This window comes from Planctomycetia bacterium (assembly GCA_034440135.1).
In the GTDB taxonomy this organism is placed as follows: Bacteria; Planctomycetota; Planctomycetia; order Pirellulales; family JALHLM01; genus JALHLM01.
This window is the reverse complement of sequence record JAWXBP010000477.1, coordinates 12,614-35,265: the sequence shown is the minus strand read 5'-3', so window position 1 is coordinate 35,265 and position 22,652 is coordinate 12,614. Positions and strand designations below refer to the sequence as shown.

Here is a 22,652-nt window from a genome sequence, read left to right as displayed (position 1 = left end):
GGGCTGCCAACCGGCTGACCAGCGCCGAAGTTGTTACGAACGTTGTTGAGGTCGGTGATATCGACATCGTTGTCGTTGTCCGTATCGCCCAACCCCGCGCCGCTGAAGTTATTACGGACGTTGTTCAAGTCGGTGATATCGACATCGCCGTCGTCATCCGTGTCGCCGAGCGGGCCGACAGGTCCTTCTTCGAGTTGGACGGTGCCGCGGATGGAAGTCCCGCCGACCACATGGTACTCGAAGATCAAATCGTTGGTGCTGCCAAGCGTGAACAAGTTGCCCAGTTCCAACGTCGCGCCGGTGGCGATCGACGTCGAACCAAACAGACTCGATTCACTGAGGGTGACCGCACTCTGATTCAGACCAGACGCCCAACCATTGAGCCCCAGTCCATCAAACCCGGCGGCGTTCAGCGAACCCGACGCCGAGGTGATCATGATCCCGTCAATTTCGAACGCGCCGCCGCCGACAGTCGGGTTTTCCAACGTCGCGTCGCCGGTCGAGGGATCGATCTTGAGGTTCAGGTTGTGGACCACGTCGACGGCCAACACCTGACCGAGCGTGCCGCCGGCCTTGTAGACCAACTCTCCGCGGAGACCAGGCGAGTCCAGAAAATCGACTTTCACGTTCTCGGGCTTAAACGTGGCGCCACTGGCCACGCCCACGGCGGCATTTGTAAATGCCGGAGTATCCACAAGCGTCCAGGAATCTCCAAACTCCGGTGCTGCGTCGCCGAGGTCGAAGTGGACTTCGATCTTGGAACCTGGCAAAACGCTCCCCTCTGCAAAGATATCAAAGGAGTTCGTCGCCTTCACAGGGGAATGGGTCACGTCAGTGATGTTTGCCACAAAAGTGGAGATCCCCAAGACGAAGTCGCCCACTTCGACGTCCGTGTCCGGTCCCGTCATCGAGACGCGTGCACCGGGCGTCGCCCAAAACGCATCGAGCGTAGGCGTGCGCAAGGTTCCGGAACCCGAAATATTCAACTGACTCGTGGCGTTTCCATTGCCATTGTCACCCAGCGCCAGTGACAGATACACCGGAACGTTGAGCGATCCTTGCAGATTGATGATACCCGCGCCATTCGCGCCGCTTGCGCCGAGGTTGACGTTGTCGAACGCGACCGAACCCGTCGGCGCGATATCGATCGTGCCGCCTTGCCGCGTTACAAGTTGGGCGTACTCACCGACGTCCGTGTTGATCGTCGCCGTCCCTCCGGCGAGAAACTCAGCCGTGTCGTCCGCCGCTGGCGCTCCACCGGGACCGGTCCCTCCGGTCCAATTGGCGTCCGTCCAATTGCCATTTGAGCCATTCCACTGCGCGATCTGTGCATTGGACGGCGACGCAGAGATCAGCACGGTTCCCAGCGCCGCGACGAGGGCAACCACTGAAGTCTTCCTGCCGCGGGCAGCTTTGCGGAGGCCAACCACCGCGGCGGCGATGCCGGCAAGCACCCAAGTCGAGGGTTCCGGCACGGGCGATGCGCCCGGCGTTTGGCTCGCCTTGATGATACCGAAGTCGTCCAAGTCAATCCGATCATCGTGATTGACGTTACCCAATTCGAGCGACTCAATTCCGGTCAGCGCGCTGATGTCGGCGCCGACGTTGGCGCGCCAGACATCGTAGTCCGTCGCATCGACGATGCCGTCGGCGTTCACGTCGCCCTTGGTCAAGCCGCTGTAAATCAGCAGATCGTCGATTTGCAAATTGAGTTGGTTCGGGAGGATGTTGCCCCAGCGGAACAAACGCGCCTCGTCGACAAAGCCGGTCATGCGGCGGTCGCCGTTCGAGTCGCCGCCGATCGAAATGGATCCGCTGGTGGCGCCATACGTCCCACCGTGAGCGAAGACGGTCTGCACGCCGTCCAGGTAAAAATTCCATTGACTGCCATTGGTGGCAAAGGCAATGTGTTGCCATTCGCCGTACCTGATTTCGCCCGCCAACGGGAAGCCGCCCGTGCCGTAAGTCGTCCATTGTCCGTCAGCCGTGCCGACAAAGCCCATCCCGGAACCATTGGTGAACGGGACGAATTCGGTATTTTCCATGACGGGGTCAATCCAGACCCAGGCTTCCATCCCGATGCGAAACGTGTTTGGCGGCTGGCCATGCCATTGCGTCGCGCTTCCGAACAAATCGCTGACTCCATCAAATTGCATGGACAACGAACTGTAGCCGCCCGGTGACGCGAAATCGCTGTAGAGCGGTGTCCCAAACGTCGCCAGGTCGCGTTCTGCACCTTCGTACTTGATTTCGTCGTACGTCAGGCCGCTCTCTGGGGGTTGTCCGGGGGTGGGAGTGTCCGCATCTTCTTCGCCCAGGCGATAATGGGCAAAGGGGATGAGTGACGGAGCCGCCGGCAGCGTCGCGGGAATAGCGACCGTCGCCGTCAGGGCCAAGAGAACAACACACTTACACCGAAGCATTTAGTGACTCCTTCTCTGAAACAGGGATGCCCAACACGGAGCGGCGTGGAATAACGAGCGCAGGAGCACGAAAGCCCTCGCGACGCCTTCTTTTGGCCGCTTAATGCACCAGCGAATGGAGGTAGGCCGGTTCGCCTCAGATCTCTTCCGCGGTGAACCGATATCGAGGGCCGTGATTCCATGCACGGCGGTCGCGACCAAGCTGGGCGGCTGGCAAATGTCGCGAGCGAGTTCAAGGGTAAATCCGTCGGTACGGATCGTCAATGATCCTTGCCAAGAAATTAGCAATTTATTTGGGCACGACAGCCCCGCCAGGATAGGGGCAAGCACCTATCGGCCGCGCATGGCATCTTAGCGCGGCCCGGCATCGTCTTCCATCTGCTGGATATAGCGCCGCAGGCGTTCCAGTTCGTCGGAGACGTGGCGCAGTTTGAGCATGTTGTCGACGCGTTTGAGTAGTTCCAGTTTGTTCACCGGTTTACTCAGGAAATCGTCGGCGCCGGCGTTGACGGCCCGTTCGATGTCTCCCAGCTCGTTGAGCGCGGTGACCATCAAAATCATGATCCCCTTCGTCGCGGGGTCGTCCTTGAGTTTCTGGCAGACCTCGAAGCCGGAGAGCTTCGGCATCATGACGTCCAACAGGATCAAGTCCGGCTTGAACGACGCGACCTTATCGAGCGCATCTCGGCCGTCGACCGCCACGCCGAGTGCGCAATCCACGTCCGCTAAATAGGCTTCGAGCAACTCGACGTTGGTCTCGTTGTCGTCCGCGATGAGAATTCGACTTTGGAGCATGGGAAGGGAAGTATCAGAAGCAAGAAGTCGGACTCTAAGGTTGGTTGAAGTCGCCGATCGAGGCGCTTCGCTATGCAGGTGAGATCAGTTCCGTGGGATGCATGCTCAAGTATTCCCGCACTTCGAGTTGCATGCGATCAATCTCCCGTAGGAAGCCGGAGGCGGACGCATGGTAATTGGCCGCGTTGGTTTCCACCATCCGCAGCTTAGCAAGCTGCGCCTGCATATAAGCAATCCGGCTTAATGCGGCTCGCAGCTCTTCGTCAGATTGAATCATGTGCTCGGTTCCACAATCTCAATGATTCCGCGTTTCCCACCAGCACGTTTGCCTTGCCAAAACTCGATGGCCTCCTCCTCTGTTCCCATGATCGCGGACTGACGCAACCAGAACACGCTCATGCCAATTGCCGAATCCGCCTCTGCATGATCGAACAGGATTCGCTCTTCTTCAGGAAGTGAGTCCAGCATAAAGCCGTCGTCCATAACCATGAATATGTCCACATCATTTGGCTCCAGTTTCGCGGTGACAAAGGAGCCAAATACAATGAGTCGTTTCAGGAAACGTGTTCTCGTAGCCAAATCGTATGCGCGTTCGAGGCGTTGAATCATGATCAAACGTGCCGGCGTCTCGCTGCCAAATCTCGTCCGTATACCTTCCATCGTCGCCGCATAAACCCCAGGCGGCAAGTCTCCAGTCGAGCTAAAGTTCGGTATTTGGCCCATGTTCCGTGCTGGCCATCAAGAGGACTTCTGTTATTGAATCAGCCTAACTTCGCCGCCGGCACCGGGAACGATTCGCACAAATCGCGGACTGCGCCGCGGACGCGCTGCAGCGCTTGTTCGTTCTCAGCCCCGCGAAGCGCTTCCAGCATCCAAGCGCCGACGCGGCGCATTTCGTCGACGCCCATGCCGCGCGTGGTCAGCGCCGGCGTGCCAACGCGGACGCCGGAGGGATCGAGTGGTTTCCGTGGATCGTACGGGATCATGTTTTTGTTGACCGTGATGCCGGCGCGGCCGAGCGCCGCCTCGGCCGTTTTGCCCGTCAGGCCGAGCGGCGTCACATCGCAGAGCATCAGGTGATTGTCCGTGCCGCCGCTGACGAGCTTTACGCCGCCGGCCATGAGCACTTCCGCGAGCACCTTGGCGTTGTCGATGATCCGCTGCGCATAGACTTTGAAATCCGGCCGCAGCGCCTCGCCAAAGCAGACCGCCTTCCCGGCCACGACGTGCATCAGCGGCCCGCCTTGTAACCCAGGGAAGACCGCCTTGTCGATCTCCTTGGCGTATTCAGCCTTGCACATCGTGAGCCCGGCGCGAGGGCCCCGCAGGGTCTTGTGCGTCGTGGTCGTGACAAAATCAGCGACCGGCAGCGGGTTGTCGTGCAGCCCGGCCGCCACAAGTCCGGCGTAGTGGGCCATATCGACGAACAATTTGGCGCCCACTTCCTTGGCGATCTCCGCGAACCGCGCGTGGGGGATCTCCCGGGGGTAGGCGCTGGCGCCGGCCACGATCAGCTTGGGCTGATGTTCGCGGGCCAGCCGGGCGATTTGATCGAAATCCAGGCGATGCGTGTCGGCGGTGACGCCGTAGCTGATGAAGTGGTAAAGCTGACCGGAAATGTTCAGCTTCATCCCGTGCGTGAGGTGGCCGCCGTGGGCCAGGTCCAGCCCCAGGACAGTGTCGCCGGGCTTGATCGCCGTGACATAGACCGCCATGTTGGCCTGGCTGCCGGAGTGCGGCTGCACGTTGGCGTGTTCGGCCCCGAACAGCCGGCATGCCCGCTCCCGGGCGAGTTCTTCGACAACGTCCACATATTCGCAGCCGCCGTAGTACCGCCGGCCGGGATAGCCTTCGGCGTACTTATTGGTGAGCACGCTGCCCACGGCCTGCATGACGGCCGGGCTGGTGTAGTTCTCGCTGGCGATCATTTCGAGGCCGTCCTGCTGGCGCTCGATCTCTTGCGCGATCGCCCCCCAGACCTCGGGATCTTCCTGCTGGACGAAATTGGTGTCGGCCAAGATGAGCTAGCTCCGGCAAAGGAATACGCGGCGTCCGCCGCCGGGGACGCGCGGTCAATACCCGCCTGATTGTCGAAATCGCCCGCGGGGCGTCAACCGGCCGGGACGAGCTTCCCTGAGAGGCGAAGTGGCCGTTGCAAACGGTAGCCGGACTCTGTGAGGCCGGCCATCGATGTGCAGCAGCCACAGGCCTCGTTGAATTACCAATCTTTTTCCGGGCATCCGGAGGCAACCACGAAAGACACGAAAGGCACGAACGTCTTGTAGAGAATCGATTCGTGTTGCAGATGCGAACAAGACGTCGGCTCGACGGTTAGTCATGGATTGACCGCCGTAGCCCTCCAAAGCATGCCAAACTTTCGTGTTTTTCGTGCCTTTCGTGGTTCCTTCCGATATATGTCGGAGAACGAGGGCTTTGACCTCGGCTGCCGTCGAGTGAGCGCCGACAACTTAGTTGCCCGTAAACAAAAAGTCGTACGTCGTAGCCGCGTTCATCAGCGGTTCGATTCTCGACGTTTGAGGCGTCGGCGCATGGCAACCGAGCAATTCCTTCGCCAACGACTGATAATCCGCCGCGCCGTGCGAGTCGTCGGCGTATTGGAAGATCGATTGCCCGAAGCTGGGGGCTTCCGCCAGGCGGATGTTGCGGCGGACTCGGGTTTGGAAGACCTTCGTTTCGCGCCAGGGACCTTCGCCGCCGCGATGTTGGGCGAAGAATTCTTCCACGTCACGGCTGACCTCGGCCGCCAAGCGCGTGCCGGATTCGTACATGCACAGCACGACGCCGCGCAGCGAAAGCCGGTTGTTCAGGCGGCGCGAGACGAGTTGAATGGTTTCCAGCAGTTTGCTGAGACCATGCAACGCCAGGAAATGAGGCTGGAGCGGGATCAGCACCTCGTCGACGGCCGCCAAAGCGTTTAATGTGAGAATGCCCAGCGACGGCGGGCAATCGATCAGGCAATAGTCGAACTGTGCCGAATCGGCGGCCATCGCGTCGCGGAGGATGACTTCCCGGCCGACGACGCCGGCCAGTTCCAGCTCGGCCGCGGCCAGATCGATATGCGAGCCGACCAGCGACAGGTTTTCGTCGATTTCACGCCGCACGGAAGCGAGCGTGGCGTTGTTCACCAGCACGTCGTAGATCGACGTATCGTGCCGGCCGGGGGCGACGCCCAGGTGGAGCGTGGCGTGGGCTTGGGGATCGAGGTCGATCAGTTGGACCCGGCTCCCGGCCGCTGCGAGCGCCGCCGCCAGGTTCACGGAAGTAGTCGTCTTCCCGACGCCCCCTTTTTGATTCAAAACGGCGATCGTGCGCATCGGAAATCCTTTTCGCTGCGGGTCGAAACGGGCTCCCACACTAGCCCGTAGCACCAGCAAGGGAGAAACGACGTCGTCGAGAGTTTGGGCCGGAAACTCTCAGCCACGTCAACTCTCCCTCGCTGGCGCTACGGGCTAGTGTGAGCGGGAGGACTGGACGGGGGAAGCGAAGACGCCTCCCCGGCGGTCCGGGGGGCATTATAATCGTCGCGGAATGAACGACCCAATCCCAGAATGTCGGAGGAGTAAAGGAGTAGAGAAGTAAAGTAGTAGAGAACGAAATTGCCGATTTGCGAAACTCCCTTGCTCCTTTTCTCCTTTACTCCTCCCCCTACTGACTCCATGCGCGTCATCGTTGAAAAAGATATCGCTGCCGTAAGCCGGTCCGGCGCTCAGATCCTGGCCGAATTATTGCGCCGTAAACCGACCTGCGTGCTGGGGCTGGCGACCGGTTCGACGCCGCTGGGGCTTTACGCGGAGCTGATCCGGCTGCACTGCGAGGAGCAGCTCGATTTCTCCCGGGTGGTGAGCTTCAACCTCGACGAATACGTCGGGCTGGGGCCGGCCCATCCGCAGAGCTACCGCTTCTTCATGCAGCAGCATCTGTTCAATCACATCAACATCGATGTGCGGAACACCCACGTGCCGGACGGCCGAGCGCTTGATTTCGAGGCTCACTGCGAACGCTACGAGCGGATGATCCAGGACGAGGGGGGCATCGACCTGCAGATTCTCGGCATCGGCAGCGACGGCCACATCGCCTTCAACGAGCCCGGTTCATCCCTCGGCAGCCGCACGCGGTTGAAAACGCTCACCGCCGAGACCGTCCGGGATAACGCCCGGTTCTTCGGTAGCCAGGCCGAAGTGCCGCGATTGGCAATCACGATGGGGATCGGGACGATTCTTGAATCCCGCAAGTGCTTGCTCCTGGCCTGCGGCGATCACAAGGCCAAGGCCATTCGCGATACCGTCGAAGGCCCCGTCACGGCGCAGGTCACGGCTTCCGCGCTGCAATTGCACCGCGAAGTCGTCTCGATCGTCGACGAAGAAGCCGGAAGATTGCTGGAGCGACGCGAATACTATCGAGAGGTCGAACGGGCGCAATCGATGTTGAAACAAGGAATGCTGCGTCCAACAGAAGTCTAGTCCAGCGACAACGAATCGCGGTTGAACAATAGAACCTCTCACCCGCCTTCCTCCCCATGCGCCAAGCCGGCACGTTACCCCCCGACGCCGATGCCGAACGGTTTGCGGATTATCTGCTGACCTTGGGGATCAAAACGCGCATCGACGGAGGCGACCACGGGCGCATCGTCTGGATCAAAGACGAGCAGGACTTGGAACGCGGCCGACAAGAGCTCGCGGAGTTCCTGGCCAACCGGGCGGATCCCAAGTACCGCATGGCCGAAGACGGCGCGCGGGCAATTCGCCAAGACCTGGAGGCCAAGGAAAAGGAGTATCGCAAAAACCTGATGGACGTCCGCCGCGGCTGGGCGCAACCGATTACCGGCCGGGCGCCGATCACCATGACGCTGCTCGGCCTGATGATCGCCGTCGCGCTGGCGAGTATGCTCGGCTTCAACGTTGCGCAATGGCTGCACATTTCTTCGTATGCCGGCGAGTCCTCCACCGCCCTGCCCGAAGTGCTGCATGGTCAACTCTGGCGGCTCGTCACGCCGATTCTCCTGCATTTCGGCGTTCTGCACTTCATTTTCAACTTCATGATGTTGCAGAACATGGGGACGCTGATCGAAACTCGCGAGGGTACTGGGCGTTTCATCACGCTCGTGCTGCTAAGCGCAGTCATCTCGAATCTCGCCCAGTACTTCGGCAGCAACGTCTTCAACACGGAATTCCTCAACGATCCCTTGCACGCGACGATCATTTCGAGCGGCAACTTCGGCGGCATGTCGGGCGTGAACTACGCGCTGTTCGGCTACATCTGGTTCCGCAGCCGGGGCGGCAGCGCCGGCTACATGATTCATCCCAATAGCGTCTTCATGATGCTCGGCTGGCTCGTCGTCTGCATGACCGGCGCCCTGGGCCCGGTTGCAAACACCGCCCACGTCGTGGGCCTGGCCGTCGGCTTGGTAGCAGCAACGCTCGTCAACCGCAGCTAAGCGAAGCATCGCGACACCAGCCCCCAAGACCTGGCGAACGCGATGTACGGCCGGTTGCTGTCGCCGTATCAGCCGGAGTTGATCGAGGGGAAAGAGTTTTTTGCGGAACCGGAGGACGAGCCTTCGTAACCGTCAAGCGATCGAGCCATTCGTTGAAACGTAAGCAGTCAATATTTGTGCAGCTACGCAATGAGTCTACCAATGTTGAGTTCATCGGACCGCCAGACGATTCGGCTATGGGGCTTCATTGATCCCGACCATCTGGCGTTTTTGAACGAATGCGCTGGCAGGAGATGTCTTGCGATGAATGCAGGATTCGCTATGCCGGACGAAACACCAACCTGGACGGCGAGGTTTTCCGGCGCGCCCATTGTCATAGGCGAAAACTACGGCGGTTATGACGGGCCCTTCGGCGCGTGGCGCGACGCGTTGCAAAACCATTTCATCGTCGGCGAATTTGACTTCGTCGGGCGCACCTCTCTGAACACGTCAGAATGCGCGAGCGCAAAAGAGCGTCGTGCGCAAGAGGCAAAGCGACGCAAGTGGTCAGTCGAGCGTCAGGCACATCTCTCCGGTCAGACGCGCATCGGAAAAAGTGCCCACGACGCGATTCAAGTGATCAAGAGATTTGCGAGCATCAGCGAGCTCACGCTCCTCCTCGACGATGGCGGCGTGCTCAAGCCAAGCCTCTGGGGCGCTGCCGCATCAGGCGTCGCTTCAGCTTTGGTGGACGGCAAATCCGTGCGATCCATGCAGGCTTGCAACCTGACGATTGAATTCGTTTTGTCGTTTCCCTATTGGACGCCAACAATGATACAAGGCTGAGAAGTTAGGCGGCAACGAATACGGACTCGTAGGTCAGGCTTTCCAGCCTGACTTTGACTGCGTCAATCGATTGCATTCGGTGTGTCTGAAGCGACGGCCGCTCCGTCAGGCTGGAAAGCCTGACCTACTACCCGAGCTTCCCTTCCACGAACCGTACCATGTCCTGCACCGTCAGCAGGCCGCCGAAGTCTTTGACGTTGGGGTTCTTCGCGAAGTTGTCCAGGTTGATGAAGGGCATCCGCTTGCGCAGTTCGGCGACGCCTTCCGGCGTCACCTTGCCGTCCTTCAGATACTTGCTGTTGGCCGAGAGAATATCCTCGGGGAACAGCTCGCCGCGCGGGATCTTGATGTTGAAGGCCTTCTCCAGCCGGAAGACGATATCGAGGAAGTCGATCGATTCGGCGCCCAGGTCCCCGATTAGCGTCGCGTCCGGGGTGACTTCTTCCGGTTCCACGCCGAGCGCATCGACCAGGGCGGTTTGAATCTTCTCGTAGACTTCTTCCGTCGTCGGCATGTGCGTGACCTTTCCGTTCGTTGGCAAGCTGATTTGTCGGGCCGCTGGATTGCTAGATTCAACAGCAAAAGGTTGGATATGGGGTGCCACTGGCGGCTTGTCCGCCAGTGCTGGGGTTCGCCTCAGCAGCGCGTCCAAAACTGCACTGGCGGACAAGCCGCCAGTGGCACCCATCGTTTGGTTTGTTTTGAGTTCGCACTTAGGCCGTCGCCGCCGGCTGATATAAGAGCGCGAACAACTCGCGCATTTGTTGTTTGACTACGTCGTCGGTTTCCTGCTTCCGGGCGTCCGATTCCGCCAGATTGTAACGCTCCAGCGTGAGCCGAGCGCTGACCGTGGCCTGGCCGTCGACCGTACCCTCGGCCTTGAGCTTCACTTCGCGGCCGGATTCGCTGATCAGCTCCGCGGTGACCAGGAGCGTCTGCCCTGGCTCGACGAAGCTGTTGTATTTCACGTTGCGGGCTTCCTTGAGCACCACGGCGCTGTGGGCGAAGTCCTCGGTCACCCGGATGAGCCAGGCCCCGGCCTGAGTCATCGCCTCTAGCATCAGCACGCCCGGCATCACGGGAAAGCCCGGAAAATGGTCGGCCAGATACTCCTCGGCCAGCGACAAGTTCTTGGCAGCGACGATCTTCCGCCCCGGCTCGAGGGAAATCACCCGGTCGATCAACGTAAACCGCATCGGAACCGATCGCCCCTGAGCCCAAAAAACCGAAGCCGCTAGTTATATCCGGCGGGCGCAGCAGGGGCAACGGCGGGGCTGGTGGCGATCGCGAACGCGGACAGGCCGCTAAGCCCAGGGGAGGCCCTGGAAGGCTTGGCCATATTGCTCGACATGGGAGGCCTCCCCTGGGGGAGAAACCGCCTACTCATACATCCGCGCTGAATCCCAGGGAAAGCCGGCGCAACTGTTTGGTGGATCAGTGGTTTTGGGCTGCTTTCCCTGGGCTTAGTGGCCAATAGGGTCGTCGAACCGTTCGTCGACGCTGATTTCCTCGTTTCCCTGCCGCGCTGGTTTGACGTCGCGATGCGTCAGCCGTACAAAGGAGCGTCTCAGGCGGCCGGGCGGTGCTTTCGCTGGCGGCCTCGGACGAGAGGTCCCTGCAATGGGGATCTGTGAACCGGGTCAGGGTCGAAAGACAGCAGCCCTAAGCATCCATCCACTTGTGTAGTGGACCTCTCGTCGGAGGCCGCCGGGCGACTCGCATTAATGGACATTTCGTAAAAACTGTCGGGTGCCTGGGGCTGGGGCGCCCGGAAAGACGAAGCGAGCGTGACGTCTGGGGCATCGCGGCGGCCCACTAAAGAATTGAACTAAGCCCCAGCGCGTTGGATATTGGATACCGCGCGATGTGTGCCCCTGCCCCAGGCACCCGCGCTTCTTGGGGGCGCAATGTCCGATACCAAATCTCCCGCTGCATCCGGTGACGACACGAATTACGTCGTCGTCGCGCGGCGTTATCGGCCGCAGACGTTTACCGAATTGCTCGGGCAGGACCATGTCGCCAAGGCCTTGGGCGGGGCGATTCATACGAATCGCGTGGGGCATGCCTATCTCTTCACCGGCGCCCGCGGCGTGGGAAAGACGTCGACGGCTCGCATCTTGGCCAAGTGCCTGAATTGCGTGCAGGGGCCGACAACTGCTCCCTGTGGCGAGTGCGATATCTGCCAGGGCGTTAGCCAGGGCAGCGACGTCGACGTGCTGGAGATCGACGGCGCCAGTAACCGCGGCATCGACGAGATCCGCGAACTGCGGCAGAACGTCAATGTGCGGCCGAGTCGGGCGCGCTACAAGATCTACATCATCGACGAAGTCCACATGCTCACCACGCAGGCCTTCAACGCGTTGTTGAAGACGCTGGAAGAGCCGCCGGAGCATGTGAAGTTCATCTTCTGTACGACCGAAGCAGACAAGATTCCGATCACGATCCTGTCGCGCTGCCAGCGGTTTGATTTCGCCGGCATCGAGACACGCTCCATTGCAGATCGCCTGGCGCAGATCGCGGCCGCCGAAGGTGTCCAGGCCGATGCCGACGCATTGGCGGTCCTCGCCCGTCGGGCAAACGGCTCGATGCGCGACAGTCAATCGCTGCTGGAACAATTACTTTCCTTCGGCGGCGAGCGAATCACCGTCGAGGATGTCCAGCGATTGCTGGGCACCGTTGGCGATGAACGCATCGAGGCCTTGGTTGACGCCATTCTCGTTCACGATGCCGCGACGGCGCTCGGCGAACTGGATCGCGCGTTTACTCTAGGCGTCGACCCTGGACTGTTGATGGACCAGTTGCTCGGCTACCTGCGCGATTTGCTTGTGGCCGCCGCCGGCTGCGGACCGGAGTCGTTTCGCTTCACGTCGAACGCCCAGCAACAGCAGGCCGTGCAAACGGGCCGACGATTGGGCGTCGACACCGTATTGGCGCTGATCCAAGTCGTCGATCAGACGCTTTCGCGGATGCGATTCAGCACCTATGGTCGCACGCTGGCCGAACTGGCCGTGGTGCGGCTCTCGCGGATGGAAAACCTCGTCGCCCTCTCGGATTTGCTGGGGGCGCTGCGTGCTGGCGGCGACGTACAGGTGTCCTTGCCGCCTGCCGCCGCATCAGCGACCCAACCCGACCTTAAAAAAAAAGCGTCTGAGTCCGCCGTAGCGGCGGCCGTGACGGCCTTGCCGGAAGTTACGGATGTGCCGGTGCAGCCGTTGGCGGAGCTAACCGAGGCCACGGCCGAGTCGGTTTTGCGCAGCGCCTTGGCAAGAGTTACCGATTCGTTGGGCGTGGCCGCTGGTTTCGCGGATTGCGTGCGTCTCGTCGCCCCGAATCGGCTGGCCCTGGTTTTTAGCGCGCAGTATGATTCCTACGCCGATCTCTGCCGCAAGCCGGACAAGCTGGCGCGGCTCGAGAAGGCCCTTTACGATGCGACCGGTCGGATCGTAAAAGTCGATATTGAAGTCACCGGCAACGGGGCCGCGGCCGAGCGCGCAAACATGCCGGTCGAAGCCCGGCCCGCCGTGAAACGCAACCGCTTGAAGGAAGTGTCGGAACAACCATTCGTGCGTCGCGCGATGGAACTTTTCGAAGCCGAACCGGTGAACGTCGACGACTCGCAAGTCGCGCCGCCGGAATGAACGTGGGGGCAAACGTGTTTGGACAATTGGGCAATTTGGCGTCCCTGATGAAGCAGGCCCAGCAGATGGGCGGCAAGCTGGAAGGCATTTCGACGGAGCTCAAATCCCGTCGCACCACCGGCAGCGCGGGCGGGGGCATGGTCGAGGTCGAAGTCAACGGATTGCAGGAAGTCCTCGGCTGTAAGATCGATCCGAAACTGATGCGGGAGGAAGACCGGGAACTGCTGGAAGACCTGCTGGTCGGCGCGACGAATGAAGCGCTCGCCAAGGCCCGGCAAATCCACGCCGAAGCGATGCAATCACTCGCTGGCGGGATGAATCTGCCTGGTCTCCAGGAAGCCATGGCCGGCTTAACTGGAGGCAAGGGATGAGAGGCCTGTTGAACTTGGAACAACGTTCCTCGCGGTGCCGCCGTGGCTGAGTTTGCCGAGTCTGTCACGCGTCTGATCGACGAGTTCGCTCGACTGCCAGGGATCGGCAAAAAGTCGGCCGAGCGGCTGGCGTACCACATTCTCCGTGTACCGGAAGCCGAGGCCCTGGGGCTGGCATCGGCGATCGCCGATGTGAAGCGCAACGTCCATCATTGCGCGATTTGCTATAATTTGGCCGAAGGCGACGAGTGCGCGATCTGCCGCGATTCGCGTCGCGATCCGTCGTTGCTTTGCGTCGTGGAGCAGCCGCGCGATCTGCTGGCCTTGGAACAGGCCGGCGTATATCGTGGCAGGTATCACGTGCTGCTCGGCCGCATTGCACCATTGGAGGGGATCGGCCCGGATCAGCTCACCATCGACGCCCTGGTGAAACGCGTCCGGGCGGGCGGCGTCCGGGAGATCATCATGGCCACCAACCCGACGTTGGAAGGGGATGGCACGGCACTGCACATTTCCAACTTGCTTGCCGATCAATCCGTACAGGTCACGCGACTTGCCCGGGGGATCACGACCGGCAGCGTGCTAGAATTTGCTAACAAAGAAATTCTGGCGGACGCCATGACAGGACGACAGAAGTTTTGACGGAGAAATGATGAACGACGCATGATGAATGATGAATTGGGCCTTCCGGCATTCATCATTCTGCATTCATCATTCCGAACACCACCTAACCCCGTTTTCATACTCGACCGGCGCTCTCAAGGCACTTTCCATGCGTCTTTCCTTCGGCCAAGAACTGCGGATGCAGCAGAAGCAAATGCTGGCGCCGCGGATGATCCAGTCGATGGAAATCCTGCAGCTCCCCATCATGGAACTGGAGGAGCGGATTGAGCAGGAGATGGAGGAAAACCCGCTGCTCACCATGCAGGAGGAGGACCCGGACCTCCCCGAAGAGCAAGCGGAAGTCGAGAACCCGGACGCGCCGACTTCCGAAGAGCGCGAGCTGGTCGTCGACGAGACCAAGGACAACGCCGACGATTTCGAGCGGCTGCTCAACCTCGGCGAAGAGTGGTCGTCCGAATACGACGAACGCCCCCGGGTATCGAGCGCCCGGATCGAGGAAGAAGGGGACCGCAAGCACGACGCCATGGCGAACATGGTCGATCGCCCGCAATCGCTGCACGATTATTTGCGCGATCAACTCTCTTGGTTCGGACTGGACGCGGCGCTCCGGCCGATGGTCGACAAGGTCATTTACAGCCTCGACTCGAACGGCTACTTGCAAGGCCGCTTGGAAGACCTGGTCGACGCGGAAGCCGGCCCGAATGGATTGGTCCTGGCTCGCAAAGCGCTCGAGGTCGTGCAGAAGCTGGACCCGCCGGGCGTCGGCGCGCGCGATCTCCGGGAGTGCCTGCTCTTGCAACTCACCTCCGTGATGCCGTTCTTCGAACAATTGCGGACGATCATCGCCAATCATCTCGAAGACCTGGAACACAATCGGCTGCCGGTCATTCAACGCAAGACCGGGTATTCGATCGAGTTGATTCAGGAGACCCGCGAGGAACTGCGCAAGCTGAACCCCAAGCCCGGCGCGCGGTTCAACGACACGTACGTCCCCTCGGTGACGCCGGACGTGTTCATCGAGCAGGCGACGGACGGCTCCTACAAGGTGCGGCTCGAAGACGGCCGCACACCGAACTTGTTCATCAGCAATTACTATCGCCAAATGCTGATGAACGGTCAGGCCGACGCCAAGGCCAAGGAATACATCAAGCAGAAGATCAATAGTGCCCAGTGGTTGATCGACTCGATCCAGCAGCGCCGCAATACGCTCACCAAGGTGGCGCAGGCGATCGTCGATCACCAGACCGAGTTCCTGAACAGCGGCCCAGAGCACATCGAGCCGCTCAAGATGCAGCAGATCGCTGATAAAGTCGGCGTCCACGTCACCACGGTTAGCCGGGCCGTCGACGACAAGTGGATTCAAACCCCGCGCGGCATCTTCCCGCTCAAGCGGTTCTTTGGCGGCGGCACCACGAGCGCCGACGGAGAGGAAGTGGCCTGGGACGCGGTCCGACTCAAGCTGCAGGAAATCATCGACAACGAGAACAAGCACGACCCGTTGAGCGACGACGCCCTGGTCGAAGAACTCGCCAAGCACGGCATTACGGTCGCCCGCCGCACGGTAACGAAATACCGCAAGGCGATGAACATCCCCACCTCGCGCCAACGCCGCGACTGGACCGTGGAAAACGGCAAAGCGCCGGATTCGAAGTAGACGTCGACGATTCTCGTCGCACGCTGCTAAACCGTCTCGATATGCAGCCCGCGGCGTAGACGTTCGGCGCGGCGCGCGTTGTCGATCAACCCCGCGACTTTCTGCACATCGTCGATACCCGTGATCATCAACACCGGGTGCGTGATGTCGGTCGACGAGACTTTGATCGTCCCGACGCCGAAGAAGCGGTCGACGAACCCTTGCACGAAGGTGATGTCGTCCATGTCGATCACTTCAATCCGATTTGTCGTGCGACTGAAGATGCCAGACTCGTGAAAGAACCGCTGATTGGTGAGGCGATAATGTAGCCCCAGCCGGCGGACTGCGAAACGAACGCCTTGATACGCCCACAATAGTGCGAGAGCCGGAATCGTGACCAGCCACACGACCGGCGTCAACACGGGCATCAAAAAGAATGAGGCAATCAAGGCCACGATCGAAATCACGCCGTAGAGAATCCAAGTGCCGACCATGGCCCGCGGGGAAAAGCCGCCCTGCCAGAGGTCTTGCTCGGCGGTGTCCGATTTGGCCCGGGAGACCTCGACCCGCTGGTTGAAGTTCTGCTTGCCCTCGGCGTTGGAATCGGACATCGGCCGCGCGTCGGCGACTTCGTCCAGCCGAGCGCCGCAGGCCGGGCAATAGACCGCCTCGATTTGAACTTCCGTCGCACACTTCGGGCATTTCATCGGGCTGCGGCTCCTGACTGACGGCTTAACGTGGTCGACTCGCAGTCCATTCGCACGACGACGGCGATTCTTGCCGATCCCCCCAAATTCACACAGCGGCCGTATCTTAGCGTTGACGGGGGAAATGCTCCATAGTTGCCGGCGCCGGCCAAGGGCACGGAAAAGCAGCGTGTGCTCGCCAAGCCCAGGGAAGGCCCTCGGAGACTTTGCCAATAAAAAAGTTAACGGAGGCCTTCCCTGGGCTTATTTTCGAATAGCGCGTTTTCGGAGGCCGAAACCGTGGTCGACGTTGCCTTCCGACCCGATTTCGCGATAACATCCCGCCGCCGTGCCGGTCGTTACTTCGTTCAAGGTGACTCGCCATGCTCTTTCCATTCGCCCGCCCGCGTTGGCTGCTCGTACTGCTAGCGATGAGTCTCGGACGCATGGCCACGGCCGCCGAGAGCTGCCAGTTCCGGTTCGTGCCGGCGCGGATTGGCGAAGTTTCCTGCCAGGAGCTCGATTTTCTGATCGACCTCAAGCTGACGATCAGCCACGACGGGCGCGAGTTGTACAAGTCCGTCAAATCGGTGGAACGCGTGCAGACCCGTTGGACGCAAGTGCTGGCGATGCAGCAGGACGTCGTTACGCAGGTGGCGGTCCGGTTCGACGTCGCGAAGGAAACGCAAATCAGCGACAACCGTCCTGCCGAGCCGGTCGACGAACCGGTCGCCCGGCGGACTTACACGATCACTCGTAGCGGCCAGGATCTGTTGGTCAGCTCGTCTGATGGCAGCACGCCGAGCAAAGAGGAAGCGGAATACCTGGCGCGCGCGATGGACACCGTGGGGCGGCCGAACGCCTTGGGGCGATTCCTGCACGGCCGGGAATTTGTACGCGGCACGTCGATCGACGTGCCGCCGGAGATCGCGCGAGAAATCTTTGGTTTCCGCGACGCCGTCGGCGAAGTCGCGTCGCTCACGTTGGCGCTCAGCGAAACGCACGCCACGACACGCGGCAACTACGCCTTGCTGGACGCCAAGATGACGGCCCGTTCGCCCGAGGAGCCGCACATGGCGATGCGCATTGAAGGCCAAATGCAGCTTGATATCGACACTTGCCGCGTCGTCGGATTCGTCTGGGAAGGCCCGGTCACGCTGTCCGACAAACGCGGCGAAGGCGCCGAAGCCATGATGCTCAGCGGCGCCGGATCGCTGGCCGTCGAGATGCGTAGCAAACGTGCGGCCACCTGGCCCGCGCCGCTCAAAGCGAACGACTACGCCTCTTCCCCTTCGTCATCCAGGAAGTGATCGCCGGTCGGCTTCAGATCGACCGGGTCTTCCCACGTGAAGCGATGGCGATCGTCCCTGAAGTAGCGCACCCGCCTGGGACGCAGTGGAGTTACAGGAGGGAGCGGCTCGCTGGGCGGCAGCGAAATCTCGATCGGCGCAGGGATCGCCTCCACGATCGGTAGCACCGTAGACGACAACGCTTCGATCGGTGGCGCCGGCTGAATGATCGCTTCGACAACTTGCAGCAGCGCCGAGAAGTCGATCTCCGGCAGCGCTTCTTCCATGACCGGTAACGGACGAGGCAGCGGTGTTGGCGGAACTGGCTCCGGGCGTTCGACGATCGTCAACGTCGGGAAGGGCTTCGATTCCGGCGGCGCAACGACCTCCTTCGGCTTGCGTGGCGCGCGAGGCCGCGGGACGCGTTTCGGCGGCGGAAGTGGTGCTTCGATGACCTGCAGTTCCACGACAGCCGCCACATGGTCGGGCAGAATTTGCGTGGCGACCCTTAGCGCTTTGAACAGTTTGAAGATGTGCTCGTGGCAGGTGAACACAAGCAGTTGGTGTCCCTCGGCGGCGAAGTCGCGCAGCACTTCGGCGGCGGCAGCGGCGCGGTCCTGGTCGAAATTCACGAGCACGTCGTCGAGCACCACTGGCAATCGCACGCCGCGCCGGGCGTACGCCGCGACAAGAGCCAACCGCAGAGCCAGGAAAATCTGCTCGCGCGTGCCGCGACTGAGTTGTTCCACATCGATCGTCTCGGCATCGGCGTTGTCGATTCGCAGGATCGGCCGATCCAGCGGCGCCCAAATGCGCGTATATCGGCCGCGCGTCAGTCGCGCCAAATGATGCGACGCCTCGCGCAAGACAATTGGCTGATGATCGCGTTCGAAGTCTCGGCGGACTTGCTCCAGCGTTTTCCCGGTCATGGCGACGACCCGCCAACGGTCGATGGCCTGGCGTAATTGCTCGTCGACCAGCCCCAGCTCGAACACCTTGGTTGGCAAGCGTCGATCGGCCAACAGCGAAGAAATCTGCTCGCCGCGCCGACCGCGCCGCTCGTATAAGTCGCGCAACTGCCGCTCTGATTCCTGGAGCTTGGCGGTCGTGGCGTCCCAGCGCGCTTCGAGATCGGTTTCTGGATCCGCGTCGAGCCACTCGGCGATCTCAGGCAACGTGCAGACGCCGCCGATGGCCGCCAGCACCTCGCGTTCGAGCGATTCCGCATCGCGGCGAAGCGCCGCTGAGCGTGAATGCGTAGCGACTAACTGACGCAGCTCATCTTCCCGCAACACGCCGGTCGTGCGAAGCAACCGACGACGCGCCCGAAGTGAACGGCGCAAACGGCGTCGTTCTTTGGCGTACCGCGCGGTGCATTTGCGACGTCGAACGATGAATCGTTCACGGCGCACGCGTAGGTCGTCCTGCCGCGATAGTTCCGCGCGGAGTTGCCGGATTTGCTCGGCGGGGCGCACGCCGGAGACCTCAAAGCCTGTCTCCGCGACCAGTTGCCGCAGTCGCTCCTCGACCGATTCCAACTCGCGCTTGCGCTGTTGCAGCTCTGTCCGTTTTAATTCAAGCGGGCGTGAGACATCCGGCACCTCTGGGACGACTTCACGGACAATTTTCGCTTCGGCTTCGGCTTGTTCGCGCAAGGCCCGCAGTTGAATGTTCGCCGGGAGGTCGAGTTGCGCGACCTTTTCGCGCCAGCGTTTGCGGGCGCGGCGATAGGCGTCGATGGCCTCGTCCAATTGCTCGCGCGAGACGACGGCCTCGTCCTGAACCGCTTGGCGCGTTTCCGTCGCGGTCACGACGCCTTGCAACTTGGCCAGTTCGTCCTGCGCCGTGCGGAGCCGCACCGCCAACGGGCCGCCACCCGACGGCAATTCCGCGTCGAGCCGATCGCGTTCCGAGCGCAGTCGAGTCGCCTGAGTTTCCACTTGTTCCAATTGCTCGCGGGCTTCCTCGTACCGCGTCGCCGCTTTGTGCTCCATGACGCTCTTAGCGGCCACGGCGCCGAAGACGCAAATGCCGCCCAGCAGCGACATGCCGATCCAATTCCCGCCGAATAGCTCGTCGCCCAGAAACAAGCTGCCAAAGGCGGCCGTGGAGCCTCCGACAAACGGCACGGCGAGCACCATCATCATGTTGCTGGAAAGCACGCGATGCTCCAAGTGCAGCCGGCCTTGGTCGGCGATCTCTGCTTCTTGCAAGGCGAGCTTTTCGAGCTTTTCTTCGAGTTGCATCCGCTTGCGCAGCGACGTCACCAATGCGCCGGCCGCCTCGATCGAACTCGCTGGCGGGCGCACGACTGGCATCGGCAAGGGTTTCGGCACAGCCGCAAGTTTTTGAGCCGTCGCTTCGGTGGCGCGATGCAGCTCATGTGCTGCCTGCAGGCTTTCTTTGGCCTTGCGCAAGGCGATCGACAAAGGTTTCAGTTGTGCGATCGCTTGTTGCGGCGGCGTCTTATAGCTGTGTTGCGCGACAACCGGTTTCGGTTTCGGCGTCGCTGCGGCGATTGCAGACTGTTTTTCCAGTTGGGCGACTTCGTCGCGCAGTTGTGCAACTTGTTTTTCCAGATCACCGATCCACGCCAATTGCTCGGCCGCGGCCGCGATGCGCGGCGCCTGGCGCTCCAGGGCTTCGTTGACTTGCAGCCCCTTGGCCAAGCGACGCGCGCGACGTTGTCGCGATTTCCACTTCGCCAGTTGTTCGCGCCGCCGCGCGATCCGGGCGTTCATTTCGTCCAGCTCTTCCAACACCTGAGGGCGGAATTTCGGAACGTCGCCGAACTCGCCCAACTGCCGCGCGAGACGGCGGCGTTCGGCCCATTTCTCGCGCAGGCCAACGGCGGCTTCGAGCAATCGCGCCTCGCGTTCGTAGTGCCGCACGTCGTCTTGAAGTCGCTGCACGGAAGTGTCGAAATCGTGCTGGTCGCCTGACAACTCCGCATACCGATCCACGGCCGCGCGGAGCTCGTCGATCTCACCGCTGATGCGTGCGCGTTGTCCTTCGAGTTGCGTGATTTGCGAGACGCGGCCGTCGGACGCGAGCAACCGATTGCGCGAAACGCCCAGCTCGCGCATGACTTCCACGAGGGACACGCGGTCCAGCCCGCTGCTGAGCTTATAGAGCAAATCTGCGGCGTCGGTGTCGCTTAGCGAACGCAGCTCTTCCAGCTCGTGCAGCCCGACGGCGAAAATGTTGACGTACGTGGCTTCGTCGACGCCCCCCAAGAGTTCGCGCAGCCGCGAGTCCTCGGCCGGCATGCCATGTTCGTCTACCAGCGACCATTTGCCGAGCGGCGCGAATTCAGCGTCGAAGTCGTGACGATCGAGCGTCCAGGCCTGCGAGTTCTGCAATCGCAACGCGCCGCCGGGCAACCCGCCATGCACGGGCGGGAAGTACCGCTTGCGCCGCGCCGGCGAGAAACCGTAGAACATCGCGCAGACGAACTGCATCAATGTCGTCTTGCCGGACTCGTTTGCACCGTAGAAGACGTTCAGGCCGTCGCTCAAGCCTGAGAGCTTCAAATCGCGCCAGACGCCAAAGCCGGAGACGGCAAGTTCGTGGATTTTCATGACAGCTCCTCCGGCTCGCTGAGCAGATCGATGCCCAACGCGGCGGCTTCCTCGAGCAACGCCGTGCGCGGCTGATCGCTGTCGCGCCAGGCCGCGTCCCCCAAAGCGTCAGGCGTGCGGCCTTCCGGCAGGTATTCGCGCAGGTCGAGCGGCTGTTGTTCGTCGAAGCGGTAAGTTCGCAGCTCGCGCAGATACGCACCGAGCAGCGTGTCCTCCTCGCTGGTCGTGCCGATCACATCCGCCGCGCGAATGCGCAGCGATTCGGTCCAAACCGCCGGGCGCGTGCGGCCGAATTGTTCGCGGAGCGTGCCGACCAGATCGGCGGCCAGCGTGCCGTGCCGCAATCGCCGCAACAACGGGCCGCTGCCATGCACCATCCAGCGAATGAATTGGTCGCGCTCGGGTTGCGCGACGGCCAGCGCCGCGGTTCGCTCTCGCAACAGGCGTTCCAGCCGCTCGCGCGTCGTGGTCTCGTCGATTTCCAAAGTCAAATCGTGCCAAACCAGCGCCGAGGTCGGCAGGAAACTCAACCGCGGCGGTGCGAACGACGTGATCTGCACTAACGTGCAGCCATGCACGCCCGGCTCGGCGAACGAGCGCCCCTGCGTCGTCCCCGCGTAATGGGCGACGCTGTCGGAATCGCGCACTGTTTCGCGTTGATGCTTGCCGCCAAGCGCCCAATAGTCGACCTTTTCATCCAGGTCGAACGGCACGTACTCCCCGTGCGCGACGACGATGTGCCGCAATTCCTCGCGCTCCAACGGGATGCCCCTCAGCCTCGGCCGTTCGAACGTTTCGTGCGGCGGGATCGTGATCCACGCCATGGGCTGCCCGTCGTTCTCGAACACGCAGGCTTCCTGGCGATTGCGGACCAGCCGATGGACGTTGTCTGGCAGCCGGCAGCCGTGCGGCCAACGCTCCGCGGCGTCGAGCCCACTGGAGGACCAGTACACGGGCACGCCTCTCAAAGCGAGCCGCTCGAACTGCTCGCACAAGAATTTCGGCCCATGGGGTCCGGCCAGCGAGGCGTCCAGGAGATCGCCGGCCAGGACGACGAAATCGACCCGCTCGGAAATGGCGAGGTCAAACACCCGCTCGGCCGCCCGGTACGGCAGCTCCAGGAGCAGCGACCGCAGGTGATCCGGCGCGTCGGTCAGCCCGTGGGCCGGTTGTTCGAGATGAAAATCGCCAGCATGCAGCAACCGGAAGGACCGCTCGGCCATGAGGGCCTCCAAGACCCAGAACGAAACCCACCTCCCCAGCGGGTCAGGCAATCGAGGTAGTTTAATCCGCCTGGGCAAAGCTGGCTACGCCAGCCGGGCGGTGGCCAAG

General features: G+C 61.5%; 19 protein-coding genes and 1 other RNA gene. 9 read left to right on the top strand and 11 right to left on the bottom strand.

The genetic code is table 11. From position 1 onward, the window contains the following. From SGJ19_27280 to SGJ19_27255, 6 genes are all read right to left on the bottom strand, one after another. On the bottom strand, window positions 1–2,423 hold a 2,423-nt coding region (locus SGJ19_27280), incomplete at its 3' end, for a LamG-like jellyroll fold domain-containing protein (GenBank protein MDZ4783967.1). Window positions 2,424–2,774: 351 nt separating this feature from the next. Continuing rightward, on the bottom strand, window positions 2,775–3,218 hold the full coding sequence (locus SGJ19_27275) for a response regulator (protein ID MDZ4783966.1): 444 nt from the start codon (window positions 3,216–3,218) through the stop codon (window positions 2,775–2,777). 70 nt (window positions 3,219–3,288) lie between these two features. Continuing rightward, window positions 3,289–3,495 carry a hypothetical protein gene (locus SGJ19_27270; GenBank protein ID MDZ4783965.1) on the bottom strand — a complete coding sequence of 69 codons (207 nt, stop codon included), beginning with the start codon at window positions 3,493–3,495 and terminating at the stop codon, window positions 3,289–3,291. Continuing rightward, complete coding sequence (locus SGJ19_27265; GenBank protein ID MDZ4783964.1) at window positions 3,492–3,827, bottom strand: hypothetical protein; 336 nt, start codon at window positions 3,825–3,827, stop codon at window positions 3,492–3,494. The genes SGJ19_27270 and SGJ19_27265 overlap by 4 nt, the downstream gene beginning before the upstream one ends. 152 nt (window positions 3,828–3,979) lie before the next feature. After that, entirely contained in the window at window positions 3,980–5,236 is a 1,257-nt protein-coding gene (gene glyA / locus SGJ19_27260; protein ID MDZ4783963.1) for a serine hydroxymethyltransferase, read from the bottom strand. A gap of 450 nt (window positions 5,237–5,686) precedes the next feature. Further along, window positions 5,687–6,553, bottom strand: a complete 867-nt coding sequence (locus tag SGJ19_27255) for an AAA family ATPase (protein ID MDZ4783962.1) — start codon at window positions 6,551–6,553, stop codon at window positions 5,687–5,689. Between the two features lie 342 nt (window positions 6,554–6,895). Here SGJ19_27255 and nagB point away from each other — a divergent pair, with 342 nt between their 5' ends. From nagB to SGJ19_27240, 3 genes are all read left to right on the top strand, one after another. Continuing rightward, window positions 6,896–7,699 carry a glucosamine-6-phosphate deaminase gene (gene nagB / locus SGJ19_27250; protein MDZ4783961.1) on the top strand — a complete coding sequence of 268 codons (804 nt, stop codon included), beginning with the start codon at window positions 6,896–6,898 and terminating at the stop codon, window positions 7,697–7,699. A gap of 56 nt (window positions 7,700–7,755) precedes the next feature. Then, the gene (locus SGJ19_27245; protein MDZ4783960.1) at window positions 7,756–8,673 is read left to right on the top strand and encodes a rhomboid family intramembrane serine protease; all 918 of its coding nucleotides are present in this window, start codon (window positions 7,756–7,758) and stop codon (window positions 8,671–8,673) included. Window positions 8,674–8,874: 201 nt separating this feature from the next. Further along, a complete protein-coding gene (locus SGJ19_27240; protein ID MDZ4783959.1) occupies window positions 8,875–9,498 on the top strand; it encodes a hypothetical protein in 624 nt (207 codons plus the stop codon). Between the two features lie 127 nt (window positions 9,499–9,625). Here SGJ19_27240 and SGJ19_27235 read toward each other — a convergent pair whose 3' ends face one another. Next, window positions 9,626–10,012 carry an acyl carrier protein gene (locus SGJ19_27235; GenBank protein ID MDZ4783958.1) on the bottom strand — a complete coding sequence of 129 codons (387 nt, stop codon included), beginning with the start codon at window positions 10,010–10,012 and terminating at the stop codon, window positions 9,626–9,628. A 199-nt stretch (window positions 10,013–10,211) separates the two neighbouring features. Beyond that, window positions 10,212–10,694, bottom strand: a complete 483-nt coding sequence (locus SGJ19_27230; GenBank protein MDZ4783957.1) for a 3-hydroxyacyl-ACP dehydratase FabZ family protein — start codon at window positions 10,692–10,694, stop codon at window positions 10,212–10,214. 407 nt (window positions 10,695–11,101) lie between these two features. Between SGJ19_27230 and ffs the strand changes: the two genes are divergently transcribed. The 5 genes from ffs to rpoN all read left to right on the top strand — a co-directional run bounded on the left by ffs (window position 11,102) and on the right by rpoN (window position 15,785). Beyond that, window positions 11,102–11,200: signal recognition particle sRNA small type (ffs, locus tag SGJ19_27225), an RNA gene on the top strand. Between the two features lie 205 nt (window positions 11,201–11,405). Further along, window positions 11,406–13,136, top strand: coding sequence for a DNA polymerase III subunit gamma/tau (gene dnaX, locus SGJ19_27220; protein MDZ4783956.1), 1,731 nt, complete (start codon window positions 11,406–11,408; stop codon window positions 13,134–13,136). Between the two features lie 14 nt (window positions 13,137–13,150). Further along, a complete protein-coding gene (locus SGJ19_27215; protein MDZ4783955.1) occupies window positions 13,151–13,507 on the top strand; it encodes a YbaB/EbfC family nucleoid-associated protein in 357 nt (118 codons plus the stop codon). Between the two features lie 42 nt (window positions 13,508–13,549). Further along, a complete protein-coding gene (recR, locus tag SGJ19_27210) occupies window positions 13,550–14,149 on the top strand; it encodes a recombination mediator RecR (protein MDZ4783954.1) in 600 nt (199 codons plus the stop codon). A 130-nt stretch (window positions 14,150–14,279) separates the two neighbouring features. After that, window positions 14,280–15,785 carry an RNA polymerase factor sigma-54 gene (gene rpoN, locus SGJ19_27205; GenBank protein ID MDZ4783953.1) on the top strand — a complete coding sequence of 502 codons (1,506 nt, stop codon included), beginning with the start codon at window positions 14,280–14,282 and terminating at the stop codon, window positions 15,783–15,785. 26 nt (window positions 15,786–15,811) lie between these two features. Here the strand turns inward: rpoN and SGJ19_27200 are convergent, their stop codons facing one another. After that, the gene (locus SGJ19_27200) at window positions 15,812–16,471 is read right to left on the bottom strand and encodes a PH domain-containing protein (GenBank protein MDZ4783952.1); all 660 of its coding nucleotides are present in this window, start codon (window positions 16,469–16,471) and stop codon (window positions 15,812–15,814) included. A gap of 362 nt (window positions 16,472–16,833) precedes the next feature. Here SGJ19_27200 and SGJ19_27195 point away from each other — a divergent pair, with 362 nt between their 5' ends. After that, window positions 16,834–17,760, top strand: coding sequence for a hypothetical protein (locus SGJ19_27195; protein ID MDZ4783951.1), 927 nt, complete (start codon window positions 16,834–16,836; stop codon window positions 17,758–17,760). Here the strand turns inward: SGJ19_27195 and SGJ19_27190 are convergent. Together SGJ19_27190 and SGJ19_27185 are read right to left on the bottom strand one after the other, a co-directional pair. After that, a complete protein-coding gene (locus SGJ19_27190) occupies window positions 17,727–21,320 on the bottom strand; it encodes an AAA family ATPase (protein ID MDZ4783950.1) in 3,594 nt (1,197 codons plus the stop codon). The genes SGJ19_27195 and SGJ19_27190 overlap by 34 nt on opposite strands. After that, complete coding sequence (locus SGJ19_27185; GenBank protein MDZ4783949.1) at window positions 21,317–22,543, bottom strand: DNA repair exonuclease; 1,227 nt, start codon at window positions 22,541–22,543, stop codon at window positions 21,317–21,319. The genes SGJ19_27190 and SGJ19_27185 overlap by 4 nt, the downstream gene beginning before the upstream one ends. Window positions 22,544–22,652 lie beyond the last annotated feature (109 nt).

Excerpts from the sequence above, each read along its gene's own strand:
- SGJ19_27275 (MDZ4783966.1), bottom strand. The coding sequence starts at position 3,218 with ATGCTCCAAAGTCGAATTCTCATCGCGGACGACAACGAGACCAACGTC.
- SGJ19_27270 (MDZ4783965.1), bottom strand. The coding sequence starts at position 3,495 with ATGATTCAATCTGACGAAGAGCTGCGAGCCGCATTAAGCCGGATTGCT.
- SGJ19_27265 (MDZ4783964.1), bottom strand. The coding sequence starts at position 3,827 with ATGATTCAACGCCTCGAACGCGCATACGATTTGGCTACGAGAACACGT.
- SGJ19_27255 (MDZ4783962.1), bottom strand. The coding sequence starts at position 6,553 with ATGCGCACGATCGCCGTTTTGAATCAAAAAGGGGGCGTCGGGAAGACG.
- nagB (MDZ4783961.1), top strand. The coding sequence starts at position 6,896 with ATGCGCGTCATCGTTGAAAAAGATATCGCTGCCGTAAGCCGGTCCGGC.
- SGJ19_27245 (MDZ4783960.1), top strand. The coding sequence starts at position 7,756 with ATGCGCCAAGCCGGCACGTTACCCCCCGACGCCGATGCCGAACGGTTT.
- SGJ19_27240 (MDZ4783959.1), top strand. The coding sequence starts at position 8,875 with ATGTTGAGTTCATCGGACCGCCAGACGATTCGGCTATGGGGCTTCATT.
- SGJ19_27235 (MDZ4783958.1), bottom strand. The coding sequence starts at position 10,012 with ATGCCGACGACGGAAGAAGTCTACGAGAAGATTCAAACCGCCCTGGTC.
- SGJ19_27230 (MDZ4783957.1), bottom strand. The coding sequence starts at position 10,694 with ATGCGGTTTACGTTGATCGACCGGGTGATTTCCCTCGAGCCGGGGCGG.
- dnaX (MDZ4783956.1), top strand. The coding sequence starts at position 11,406 with ATGTCCGATACCAAATCTCCCGCTGCATCCGGTGACGACACGAATTAC.
- rpoN (MDZ4783953.1), top strand. The coding sequence starts at position 14,280 with ATGCGTCTTTCCTTCGGCCAAGAACTGCGGATGCAGCAGAAGCAAATG.
- SGJ19_27200 (MDZ4783952.1), bottom strand. The coding sequence starts at position 16,471 with ATGAAATGCCCGAAGTGTGCGACGGAAGTTCAAATCGAGGCGGTCTAT.
- SGJ19_27195 (MDZ4783951.1), top strand. The coding sequence starts at position 16,834 with ATGCTCTTTCCATTCGCCCGCCCGCGTTGGCTGCTCGTACTGCTAGCG.
- SGJ19_27190 (MDZ4783950.1), bottom strand. The coding sequence starts at position 21,320 with ATGAAAATCCACGAACTTGCCGTCTCCGGCTTTGGCGTCTGGCGCGAT.
- SGJ19_27185 (MDZ4783949.1), bottom strand. The coding sequence starts at position 22,543 with ATGGCCGAGCGGTCCTTCCGGTTGCTGCATGCTGGCGATTTTCATCTC.